The sequence below is a fragment of the Enterococcus sp. 3H8_DIV0648 genome (assembly GCF_002140655.1).
Taxonomy (GTDB): domain Bacteria; phylum Bacillota; class Bacilli; order Lactobacillales; family Enterococcaceae; genus Enterococcus_A; species Enterococcus_A hulanensis.
In genome coordinates, this window is the sequence record NZ_NGLG01000002.1 from 820,672 (window position 1) to 833,142 (window position 12,471).

A 12,471-nucleotide genomic window follows, 5' to 3' on the forward strand; every position below is an offset into this window, starting at 1 on the left:
AAAATAATTTCTTAGTTAGGTATCAAACCCATTTTACTTGTAAAAAACTTTTTAATTTCTCAAAGGCGCAAGAAAAAAGTGTTAGGAGAGCTCTCTCCTAACACTTTTTTTGGACGATCTTGCTTTATTGAAAAGTTAATCAAAATGAGGTTTCTTCATTTAAAAAACTTTTTCTAACTATCAAACTTAAATTGATCAATCACTTTAGCATCTTACAGTAACGCAGCCTAATTCAATCATTGGTCCTGTAACTTCTTTTCCACAATCAGAACCAACCGCTTGAATCGCGAAGGAGTAAGAGCCTCTTGATAAGCAGACATAGCTTAATGATTCATCAAGATAGTAGCCTTTTCCAAAAGCGCCATTCATATATTTTGCATAACGAACATCAATTGTCTTGTACGCTGATCCGTAGCCGCAACCAGATGTTCTGCGGTACACACGTACTTTCGTGTAGTCCAACGTATTTGGATTTTGAGTACCTAAGAAAATTTGCGCTCCGTAATAGCGGGATGGGATACAGCCACAAACAAGTCTGTTCTTGATACACCCTCTCAATCCACTGCCAATTTCTTTTTTCTTCAAGGTTGTTGCACAGCTCGATCCCCATTGCGGGCTGACCCAGTTGCTCCATTGACCATAATTTGCTTTCACCCAATAGTAGTAAGTCGTGCATTGGTTCAAGCAATCATCTGTATAAGACATTTCTGAACCGTCTTGTTTGCCAGGCACATTGATCGCAGTCGCATTATTAATGTTGTTAGTTGTACTGCGGTATAACGTGTAGCTGGTTGCGAAGCGCTGCGACGCATTGTCGCTCTTCGTATTTGTCCAAGTAACTTTGATTGCTTTGTCGGAAACAGCTGTCGCTTTAATGTTTGGATTCAAGGTCGTTCCGCAAACAGTAAATTTACTGATGTTTGAGCTAGTAACTGTTTCAGCGGATAATGGCGTGTTTTTAGGACGCTTCACCATTACCTTGTAGCAATAAGTTGTATTATGGTCCAACTTGATATCGTTGTAAGTAGTCGTGCCGGTTACCTTAGCGATTTCTTTAAAATCGCTAGAGTGGTAATCGTTGCATTTTTTGCTTGCACGGAAAATCTTGTATTCCGCATTGTTGCCTTTTGATTCCCAGCTAAGTTTTAACCAGTGGTGCTGCGCTTCAGTCACGCAAACATTTTTAACAGCATCCCATTTTTCTTTGTAGTTGTTTTGGTTACAATGTTTGCCGCTGTGGTTCTTGTCACAGTCTTCATCGTGCTTCCAATTATGATTACAGCCGTGACCGCTATGGCCTTCATCACAATCTGAGCCATGTTGCCATTTGTTTTCGTTACAGTTTTTACCACTATGATTTTTGTCACAGTATTGGCCGTGCTGCCATTTATTTTCGTTACAGTTTTTGCCGCTATGTTTTTTGTCACAGTAGTCGCCATGTTTCCAATTGTTTGAATTACATTTTCTGCCGCTGCTGTGGTTTTTATCGCAATCTTTGTCGTGTTTGCCCGCATTGTTGTTGCAAGTACGACCACTGTGTTTGCCGTCACACCCGGTTTTATGTCTTGATGAGCCAAATGTTTGAACTGCAGGAGCATCCGTTGTCGCTTCTTCAGCTTTTTCTTCGGATGTTTCCTTTGTAGCTTCTTCAACAGGTGCTGCTGATGGAGCCGCGGCAGCCGCATCGATTTCATCATCCTCAGCTTTTGTTGCAACATCTTGATTGGCTAATGGGCCGGCAGCTTCCTGTTCCTTGCCATCGACCACAGCTGATACTTTATAGTAGTAAAGATAATCAGCCTTAAGCGTGCCGTTTGTCTTTAATTCCGTATAAGGATCAACTGCATATGTTTTGTCACTCTTTAATGTTTGAATACGTTCAAATTTCCCATCCTGTTCTTCTGCCCGATACACGTTGTAGCTTTCCGCATTTTCAACCTTATCGAACTGAATGACTGTCCATTTTTGCGTATCATTATGTTTAACTGTCAGATTTGCAGGAGTATTTCCTTCATCTGCGGCAAATACTTGTGCCGGTACCCCCAACGAGGAGACAGTCATGATCAATAGCGTTACCAACGACATGATCCCTTTTATTTTTTTCATTAATCCCTTTTTTTTCATTTCGCTCTCCTTTTCTGCTCTTTACCCAAGTGCAAAAAGTGCACAACAAATAAACCCTACCCTAACTATTGAAACTACTATCTCCATATGGAAGATAGTAGTCGTTTAATTTTTTTCGGAGTTTGTTTTTGGCCAAAAACAGAAGCAGCTTTCCATGGACCACCCCCCATCAAGTAAACACACCAACAAGCATGTTTGATTACAGGAATTACTCTCTCTAGGTTTCCCCGTCTCTAAGAAATGTGATTATTAGGGATATTTCCTGTTGCCACAAATATAACAATTATTGTGATAAAATTCTATAATCACTCAAAAATCAAAATTATTCTTCAGATTATGACGAAAAATTTTCGCTATATTCCATATATTTTATAATATATTTAATAAACTAATCGATTTCGCTGTTTTAACCGATTCTGTCAGCTACTGAACATTAAACGCAAAAAAAAGACCATCAATAAATGATGATCTGCTTAATTTTTAATATTAGATTCGACTTATTGTCTATTAATAGAAACAATCTTTTGCTGCAGACGGTCATAGACGACTACAAAGGTTGCGATATCCTTTGCAGAAGTCGGTACTCGGAAATAATAGTCGGATTGTCCATCAGTCGGCGTATTCGTGTGGTAGAAGCCAGATAAGTACGCATGAGTAATATCTCCACGTGTATCTTTGAATAGTTCGAAAAAGCCGCTTGGATCGGTTATATTCATACTTTTTTCCAAAGCTTTGAATTCCGTTTGGTTACTATCCATTCCCGCCTTCTCCATTTGGCGATAAAGCTGTGTATCCGTTCCTCGTCGAATCAGTTCTGTCCAGGCAGTTTCAAAGTCCGCCGATTTGTCCAAATAGGTATCGTCTTTTGTAATGATAGATTTTACATCACTGCCGTCTTCTGCCGTTAACTCATTCAACTCTTTGTCGTTAAAACGAAGATTGACCGTATAATCATGACGCGAGCCGCTCGTATCCGTAAAACTCCAAACCTGCCGCTGTGTCGTCATCGTCTGATCATCGACTAAACGCTGACCAAAGCCTACCAGATTCACACTGACAAAGCCGCTCTCCTCTGAACTTACCATGGGATAGATTTTACGATAAAGATCAAAAATATTTTTCCCATCCTTGGCCGGTCCATAAACCTTCTCGATCGCATCAGACATCGCCTGAGAACTCGAAAAGCTGTTATTGTCTGCAAATGCCGTGTTCAAAGCATCGATTTTTTTTGTTTGTTCTTCTAATAATGTTTGATCATTGACATCCTTCAACGCCAATACGTTTAATTTAGGCAGTTCTTCTTTCTTCGTTTCTTTGTCATCGCTGGCAAAAACGCTGAATGGGATCGTAAATTGCGGAAAATTCCCGCTCAAAACAATACCAAAGCTTCCGACAAATAAAGCGGCTAGAATCCCCCAAAAGATCAACCATTTTTTCTTCGTGTCCATAGTTCACCTCGTCTCCCCTACATTGTGGCGACAAATTAAGCAAGCGTCAAGTATTTCTAGTGAAAATCCGACTATTTTTATGAAATAATCTAAATTTTTTCTTGTAAAAATATGAATTTGATAGTTATTCTCGTCATTTTCTATTACACTAGAAGAAATGATTTTTTTAAGGATAGGCGGATATGGCAAATAGAAAAGAACGACATCAACAAAAAAAAGAAAAGAGAATAAGACCAACACGAAAAAAATCGTCACAAAGTAAATTATCGCGATCCACAAAGATCTCGCTAAGTATTCTGGCAGCGGTGCTTTTAGTGGTGATCGCAGGGACGATTTTCTTCTTCCAAAAATATGGAAAAGAGGTCACTGCGGCGATCGATGCCGGTGAAGAACACGCGGCAAAAATCCAAGAAAGTGACTTCAAGCAATACCACCCTACCACAATCTTGGATAAAAATGGACAGGTCCTTAAGGAGTTAAAGACCCAAGAGCGGGACTATATCACCTACGACAAGATGGACCCGTTGGTTTCTCAAGCCTTGATCTCCATTGAAGACAAACGGTTTTACGACCATCACGGAGTGGATACGCAAGGGCTGCTTACGGTCGCATTGAACGCGGCGACTGGTCGCGGGGTCCGCGGTGCTTCCACCATCACGCAGCAATTGGTAAAAAATATTTATCTGACGCCCGAGGTTTCAATCTCACGTAAGATCGAAGAGATGGTAATGGCCCAATCGTTAGAAAAGAAATTTACCAAGCATCAGATTTTGGAATATTACTTAAACAACGTCTACTTCGGCCATGGCGCTTACGGGATCAATGCCGCAGCGAAGGTTTATTTTGGCAAGTCCATCAACGATACGAGTCTTTTAGAAAAAGCGACGCTTGTTGGGATCACTAATAATCCGGGAATATTTGACCCGACGACTAATAAGAAAAATGCTTTGAAGCGGGCCAAGCTGATCCTCAAGGAAATGAATCAGCAGGGGTATATCACAAAGGATCAATATGACAAAGCCGTTGCCGATGATATCTCCGCGGAAATCCACAGCAACGCGCTGAATAATCAATTGGACAATAATGAAGTCGCCCTAGCGGTGGATTCAACGACTAAGATTTTGATGGGGCAGCAGGACTTCCGCTTCCAATATCAATTTGATTCGAAAGAAGAAGAAGATCGCTATAACGAAGAATATACAACCGCTTATAACAAAGTGTATCAGCGAATCCTTTCCGGCGGTTATCAAATCAGTACCAATATCGATCCCGCCCTTCATGACCAGCTGCAAGGAATCGTCAGCAACGTTATGAATGCGTGGCAGGATATCAACGGTGAGAATAATTTTTACACCAAACAAGCGGCGATGACCGTCATCGATAATCATACCGGTGATGTGGTAGCAAGTATCGGCGGCCGCGGTGAAGAAGGCAATCACTACAATCGGGCCTTTCTTTCCTACCGTCAGCCCGGATCAGCGATTAAACCGTTAGTCTCCTATGCGCCGGCTTATGAACGCGGACTGCTGGAGAGCAGTGCCGTCTCAGATGATCGGCCAAATAATACGTATCCTAATAATGTTTACAATGGCTCAAAAGGAAATCTGACATTGCGCAATGCCTTGGCCGTTTCTTCCAATGTGGTCGCCTATAAATTGGCTGATGAAAATCGCAACGAGTTGAAAGAGCCTGTCTACCAGCGTTTATCGCAGATGCAGTTCACCGGCTTGGATGTAGAAGATGACAATCCGATCATCGCTGTCGGCGGAATGACCTATGGAGCGACTACCCAAGAAATGGCCAGCGGGATCGCAACATTGGTCAATCAAGGGAATTACCGCGCACCGGTCAACATTCAAACGATCAAGCGTAAGGACAACGGGCAAGAAATCTTCTCTCAAAGTGAGATCGCTCAGCAGAAGGTTTATAGTGACGATGCGGCTTACTTAACCATTGATACAATGAAGGCTGTCCACCAGAATACTGACGGAACAGCCGCAGGATTGACCTTAGCCCATAACCAATATTGGGCAGTCAAAACTGGTACAACCGATGAGGCCAAAGATTTATGGACAGTCGGTGCCACACCATATTATACCGTGGCTGTCTGGGCCGGCGACGACACACCGCAGCCGCAGGATAATGCCAGCGTTGGTCAAGCAACTAAAGAAATTTTCAAACAAACCATGGATCTATTGAACGACGGCAAAGAAGATGTTGATTTCCAAATGCCTTCTTCCGTACAAAAAGCTGGTGGTCAATTAGTCACCCGCTCCAGTCAGACTAAACAAGTTTTGGCAACACGGAAAAATGCCTTGGATACAGCAACGACCAATATCGATACCTTAGCTAAGCAAAAGGCCAATGAACTAACGGCAGCCAAACTCAGCACACCGATGGTAGAAGAAGCGTCGACCTTCAGCAATCAATTGATCTCTGAACGAATCAACACACTTAGTCAATTTGAGATCATCGTGACCGATACGCAGGACAACTGGCAAACCTTTGATCAATTTGCACAAGATGTCTTTGCTCTGGTCCAACAAGTCGAGCCGTCAGGCGGTACGCTCTCAGAGCAATACACCAGCGTATACCGCAACAAAGAAGCCGAGTACGCTCATGAAAAAGCGGCCCGCGATTCCGCAATCAATACGGTCAAAGATCAAATCACCGATACGAAAAATCAAAGCAAGGACTTAGATAAACAAATCAGTGATTTGAAGAAACAATTAGAAGCAGAGAAAAAAGATGATTAAAAACAGTCGCCGCTCTGGCGACTGTTTTACTATAATGAGAAGAAAAGGAGTGATTTAATGGATAGTGTGTTAACGCTTATGACTGCTAAAGATACTAAAGAGGCTCTGGCAGCTTTTAAAAAATTGGAAGCTGAATGTCTTGCCGAACCTATTTACGCGGATAAGCTTGAAGAATTTTTGCCGGCCCTTAACGCAGAGAATTCATGCGGACGAGGACGCGCGTTTAAATTTTTTATGCTCAACGCCCGCTGGGATTCGCAAAAGATCATTGATGCTCATCTTGAAGAGATTCTAGCGATCTTGGATGATTCCAAAGCTCCCGTTGTTCGTCAATGTATTCCCTACTTGGTTTATTTAACAGCGGCTAAACCAGAAATGACTCCGATCATTCGCAAAAAACTGGAAAATCTGGAGCTCAGCCAATATAAAGAAAGTATGCAGAGTTTGATCAAGAGAGACATTGCAAAGGTTTTGACTGAGATTAAATGATGAACCAGAACTAGTCTAAATTTTTCTTCTTTTTAATACTAAAAATCCCAGCTCAAAAGGCTGGGATTTATTTTAATCTAGAACTAAGTTTTAAAACAGCAACATCAATAAAAGCGTGAGCATCTTAATAATAATCGGCACCTCTAGCCGTTTCGTCTGTACATATGCCAGACCTAAAATGATATTCATCATTAAAGAAAGCAGCCAGTAAATAATCCCATCGGGCCGAAATGCCAAGCAATACACCAGACTGGAAACAAACACACCCAAAAGCTGCTTATCCGCAAACACCAGCCCGATGATCCCGCCACGGAAGAGAACTTCCTCCATGATTGGAGCAAGAATAAAAGTAAACAACCCTATAACCAGAGAAGGAGCTTTCGAGAGGACTGCCATTGTACGCGGATTTCCCGCTTGTTCAATAAGTATGTTTTGATTTATTAGTATGGTTTCTGCAATTAAGATACCTAGAGCCAAGACTGTGCCGATAAAAATGATTTTGAGGTTCTTCTTTGTCAAAAAACTCAAATCAAAAGAAAAAAGTTTCAACCCTTTGGAAAGCCGCAGCATAAAAAATGAAGTAAACAAACAGAAAAAACAAAGCGCACCAATTTCAATCCCTGAATACCCATGACCGCTACCTTCTTGTGCGGTTATCAAAAACATGCCATATAGCATAGAAAAAAGGACGACCAAACCAGCTAAGCCTAAACAAATCATGATATTCCATAGTTTTTCGACAGTTTGATTCTTCATAGCTCCTTCCACTTCCCTTTTCTTTTTATTATACTCCCATAAACAGCAAAAAAAGGCCCGATTACTTGGAGAGTTTTCCAAGTAATCGGGATTTTCGTTTTACATTTGAACCGTAGTGCCGCTATTGCCTTTAACAGCTTCTGAAGCTTGTTCAAGAGAGGCGATAATGGCTTGTCGGCCGGCTTTTGATTCGGCGAAGTCGATTGCGGCTTCGACTTTCGGCAGCATGCTGCCGGGTGCGAATTGTTTTTCTTCGATATATTTTTCCATATCCGCAACAGTGGTTGTCTCTAAGGCTTTCTGATCTGGTTTTCCAAAGTTTACAAAGACATGATCCACAGCAGTTAAGATAATAAAGACATCTGCATCGATCAATGCCGCCATTTTAGCTGCCGCAAAGTCTTTATCGATTACCGCATCCACCCCTTTATAGCGGGTGCCTTCATAAATAACTGGAATGCCTCCTCCTCCACAGGCGATCACGACTTGCCCCGCGTCGACTAAGGTTTTCAAACTGATCTTTTCGTAGATATCGACAGGTTTTGGTGAAGGTACGACACGACGCCACCCACGACCTGCATCTTCTACGTAAACATCGTCGCTTTCATCCATCAGTTTTTTCGCTTCTTCTTCGCTGTAATACCCGCCGATCGGTTTGGTAGGATTTTCAAACGCCGGATCAGCAGGATCAACCACGACCTGCGTCAACATCGACACCACTGGAATGTCCTCCATTCCCCGTGAAACTAATTCTTCATCGATGGCTTGCTGCAGATGATAGCCAATGTAGCCTTGGCTCATCGCGGTACACTCTGGAAATGGCATCATATCTTCTGCTGTTTGACTCGTTTCTTCAAAGGCCAAACGAATTTTCCCGACTTGCGGTCCATTGCCGTGAGCGATCACAACATGGTGTCCGGCCGTAATCAAATCAGCGATTGATTTTGCTGCTAATTCAGCTTTAGTTAATTGTTCATTGGCAGAATTGCCTAACGCGTTTCCGCCCAATGCGATAACGATTTTTGACATGAGGGTCTCCTATCTTTGTGGCTGTTGTTGTGTGATACAGTGAATATTTCCGCCACCGTATACGATTTCAACAGTATTTACACCCACAACTTCTTTATCTGGGAAGATCATTTCTAATTGTTCTAACGCTAAGGCATCATTCTTGTCGCCATATTGCGGTACGATTACGCCGTTGTTGGTGATCAAGAAGTTCATGTAAGAAGCGATACAGATATCGCCGTCTTCACGCGGCATTGTTCCTTCAACATAGTCGATCTTGAAGTTGCCGTCGATCGTAACATTTTCGATTGGGCAGCAGATTTTATGAACTTTTAATTTGCGGCCTTTCGCATCCGTCATTTCGCTTAGACGTTTGTATGCATCTTGTGCTGCTTCGTAGAATGGACTGTTTTCATCTTCGGTGTAGATACATGCCACTTCACCTGGACGAACGAAGCAGGCAACGTCATCTACGTGACCATTTGTTTCTTCCGGATCGATCCCATCGCCTAACCACAGAACTTTTTCACAGTTTAAGTAGTCGCATAATTTTTGTTCGATCTCTTCTTTAGTCATATGAGGGTTGCGCCCTTCACTTAATAGACACATTTCCGTAACTAAAACCGTTCCTTCGCCATCAACATGGAACGAACCGCCTTCTAAAATGAAATCGTCTGTCCGATAAGAATCGACATGTTCGATTTCACAGATTTTTTGTGCGACTAAATCATCTTGATCCCATGGGAAATACAATCCGTCAACAAGACCGCCCCAAGCGTTAAAGCCCCAGTCGTTCCCACGCAATTCACCTTTATCATTAATCACAAAGCTTGGTCCGCAGTCGCGAATCCAGGCATCATTGTTGGACATTTCGTAGACCGTGATATCCTCAGGTAATTGACGACGACAGTTTTGGAACTGCTGCTGTGAAACCACGACATTCATTGGTGTGAACTTGCTGATAGCTTTTGCCACTTCAGTGAATGCTTCTTGTGCTGGTTTTCCGCCATCGCGCCAGTTATCTGGACGTTCAGGCCAAATCATCCATACCTTCTCTTGTGGTTCGTACTCGCCGGGCATTCTAAACCCGTCTTGTTTCGGTGTTGTCTTTTCGATTCTCTTCGCCATGATAAATTACTCCTTCTTTTTTGATTTTTTTCACCCATATAATCGCTTCACCAAATAGTGTGAAGACGACAGCTCCGATCGTGATCGGTAGTTGTTCACTTAAACTTGCTGGATCAAATTGTAGCGGCAGAGCTGTGAAGATCAATGAAATGATGATCATAATCATTGGCAGCGCAACCAAAACTTTCAAGAATGTATCACTGCCGCCAACTCTAAATGGCCGCGGTGTATCTGGATCGATTTTGCGTAATCTGTAAAAAGCTGGGAATACTGGTACATATGACATCAAGAACATAACTAGGTTCAATGAGAAGAAGGCCCAGAACAGATCCTGATTCGGTAAAATCGGTGCGATAACAACTACGATCGATGCCACAACGCCATTCATGATCGCCGCGCCAATCGGCATTTCGTCTTTGCCGCCGCGTTTCGCGAAGATTTTCGGCATATCACCGTTTTCCGCTGCGTAACAAGCCGTGTTGTTAACACCTAATGACCAAGAAATCATATTGCCAAACAGCGTTAGTAAGAACAGGAACGCCATCGCGATAATGAACCAGCCGCCAGTCGAGCCTGTCAATAGCTTGAAGCTGTCCATCAAGCCGCTGCCGGTACTGATTTGATCAGTCGGGATCGCTACCCCGATACCAAAGGCTGAGAAAATGTAGATCGCCGCGATCACTAGCCCGCCGACAATAATTGCTTGTGGAATTTGTTTTTTCGGATTTTCCATATCATCTGCAAAGGTACAAATAACTTCAAAACCTAGCAGGTTGAAAATAATTACTGAGATAAAGGATAAACTATTTAAATTAAAGCTTGGCAGCATCGAAGATAAGGTAAACTCATTCGCCGCGCCTTTTGTCGCAAACGTATAAAGTCCTAATGCCCCGATCAAAATAGCCAACAGCATCTTGATCACAGCGGCCCCATTCAAGATCCAGACACTGTCAGCGACTGGATAGAAGCTGATCCAAACAATGGCCCAAATGAAGACCAATTCGATCACGATTGCTGCGACCGTTGGGAACTCAATCCCTGTAATCGTCGTCAATAGATCCGGAGTTACAACTGCTAATGAAGCGAGCCATAATGGATAATTGATCCAATAATACCAAGATACCCGTGAGCCCCAACGATGTCCGAAGGCTTGAGTCACCCAGTCATAGATCCCGCCATCGCCAATATAGGTCGTTCCTAATTCCGATGACATTAATCCATATGGTAATAAAAATGCTATTAATAAGAAGATCCACCAAAAAAATTGCGAATTTCCGATCGCCGCAACCGGCGCCGCTGCCTCTGCCACGAACACGACACAGATAACGGATAATATTGCGCTCATCAAACTAAACTTTTTCTTCTTTTCTTCTCCCATTGTTTTCTTCCTTTCCGGTACAAGGGAAACAGGGATTGAGGATTTCCTCAATCCCCGAATGGAAATAATCTTGATGAAGGTTGATTAAAGCCGCAGATCATTTCCGTCCTCACCTCTGGGGTCTATAGTGCCTTGCCTAAGAAGACTTCTAAATCTGCCTTTGCTGCTGCTTTTTTCTTTTCATCAATTGGGTTCTTGTCTGCGTAATCATGCATCAAGTAAACTAACAAGCCGCGAATTGAAGTCAAACGGTTTTCCGCTTCATCGAAACAGATTGAGTTTGGTCCGTCCATTACTTCATCTGTTACTTCTTCACCGCGAGTCGCAGGCAGACAGTGCATGAATTTCGCATCTTTGCCGGCACGAGCCATTAATTCGTCATTTACTTGGTATTTAGGATAGAACGTACTCATGCGTTCTTCTTCTGATAATTCTGCTTCATATAAGCCGTACCAAACGTCGGTATAAACATAATCAGAACCTTCGATCACTTCGATCTCATCAGAAACTGTGTATGAACCGCCAGATTCTTTACAGATCGCATCTAATCTTGCACGATGATCTTCATTTAATTGGAAGCCTTTAGGACCGAACTGAACAAATTCCATTCCCATTTTTGTTGCAACTAAACCTAGTGAGAAACAAACTTGAGTCGCATCACCAATGAAGGAAACTTTGCAGTCTTCGATTTTCTTGCCTTCAGGTAAATGTTCGATCATAGTACAAAGGTCGCCTAATTCTTGGGTTGGATGGTTAAAATCAGACATCCCGTTGATTACTGGGATCGTTGCGTTGTTGGCTAAATCATACACACTGTGATGACGTTCTACACGAGCCATCAAAATATCAACTAAACGAGAAAGGACACGGCTCGTATCTTCAATTGTTTCATGTCCGCCTAATTGAATTTGACCTGGTGCCAAGTATTCTGCGTGTCCGCCTAATTGCGTCATCGCTGTTTCAAATGAAACCCGTGTTCTAGTAGAAGACTGCTGGAAGATCATCCCTAAAACTTTATCTTTTAATAATGGCGGATAAAAACCGTTTTTAATAGAAGCTTTGATTTTCAATGATAAATCAACGATGTACTGAATCTCCTCTCTCGTGTAATTTTCTGTTGTAATGAAATCTCTTTTTGCCATGTTGACGCCTCCTAAGTAATTTGTTTGCTTTTGCATCTTCACTTTAGGCGAAAAAGGCTAAGTTTACGATAAGCTAAAGGATGTAAACGCTAACATTTGTGGAATCAAACGAGTTTTAGCTGGTTTATTTTTAGATGTAAACCTTTTATTTTTCAAGGGTTTAGAAAAGTTTAGAAGAAAGTTTAGCGTATTTTAGAACGATTAGGGAATAAATGATGTTATACTTAAGTGAAGAAATGAGG

At 42.3% G+C, this 12,471-nt stretch carries 9 protein-coding genes; 2 read left to right on the forward strand and 7 right to left on the reverse strand.

The window, feature by feature from the left end; all coding sequences use genetic code 11:
- Positions 1–204: 204 nt before the first annotated feature.
- Entirely contained in the window at positions 205–2,124 is a 1,920-nt protein-coding gene (locus A5875_RS20115; protein ID WP_088935343.1) for a fibronectin type III domain-containing protein, read from the reverse strand.
- A 497-nt stretch (positions 2,125–2,621) separates the two neighbouring features.
- Positions 2,622–3,572, reverse strand: a complete 951-nt coding sequence (locus A5875_RS20120) for a hypothetical protein (RefSeq protein ID WP_088935344.1) — start codon at positions 3,570–3,572, stop codon at positions 2,622–2,624.
- A 182-nt stretch (positions 3,573–3,754) separates the two neighbouring features.
- Between A5875_RS20120 and A5875_RS20125 the strand changes: the two genes are divergently transcribed.
- Together A5875_RS20125 and A5875_RS20130 are read left to right on the forward strand one after the other, a co-directional pair.
- A complete protein-coding gene (locus tag A5875_RS20125) occupies positions 3,755–6,328 on the forward strand; it encodes a transglycosylase domain-containing protein (RefSeq protein WP_088935345.1) in 2,574 nt (857 codons plus the stop codon).
- Between the two features lie 57 nt (positions 6,329–6,385).
- Complete coding sequence (locus tag A5875_RS20130; RefSeq protein ID WP_088935346.1) at positions 6,386–6,817, forward strand: hypothetical protein; 432 nt, start codon at positions 6,386–6,388, stop codon at positions 6,815–6,817.
- Between the two features lie 90 nt (positions 6,818–6,907).
- Here the strand turns inward: A5875_RS20130 and A5875_RS20135 are convergent, their stop codons facing one another.
- The 5 genes from A5875_RS20135 to ptcA all read right to left on the reverse strand — a co-directional run bounded on the left by A5875_RS20135 (position 6,908) and on the right by ptcA (position 12,229).
- Positions 6,908–7,573 carry a CPBP family intramembrane glutamic endopeptidase gene (locus A5875_RS20135; RefSeq protein WP_088935347.1) on the reverse strand — a complete coding sequence of 222 codons (666 nt, stop codon included), beginning with the start codon at positions 7,571–7,573 and terminating at the stop codon, positions 6,908–6,910.
- Between the two features lie 99 nt (positions 7,574–7,672).
- Positions 7,673–8,602 carry a carbamate kinase gene (gene arcC, locus A5875_RS20140; RefSeq protein WP_088935348.1) on the reverse strand — a complete coding sequence of 310 codons (930 nt, stop codon included), beginning with the start codon at positions 8,600–8,602 and terminating at the stop codon, positions 7,673–7,675.
- 9 nt (positions 8,603–8,611) lie between these two features.
- Positions 8,612–9,709, reverse strand: a complete 1,098-nt coding sequence (gene aguA / locus A5875_RS20145; RefSeq protein WP_088935349.1) for an agmatine deiminase — start codon at positions 9,707–9,709, stop codon at positions 8,612–8,614.
- Entirely contained in the window at positions 9,663–11,087 is a 1,425-nt protein-coding gene (locus tag A5875_RS20150; RefSeq protein WP_088935350.1) for an APC family permease, read from the reverse strand. The genes aguA and A5875_RS20150 overlap by 47 nt, the downstream gene beginning before the upstream one ends.
- A gap of 122 nt (positions 11,088–11,209) precedes the next feature.
- Entirely contained in the window at positions 11,210–12,229 is a 1,020-nt protein-coding gene (gene ptcA / locus A5875_RS20155; RefSeq protein WP_088935351.1) for a putrescine carbamoyltransferase, read from the reverse strand.
- Between the last annotated feature and the right edge of the window lie 242 nt (positions 12,230–12,471).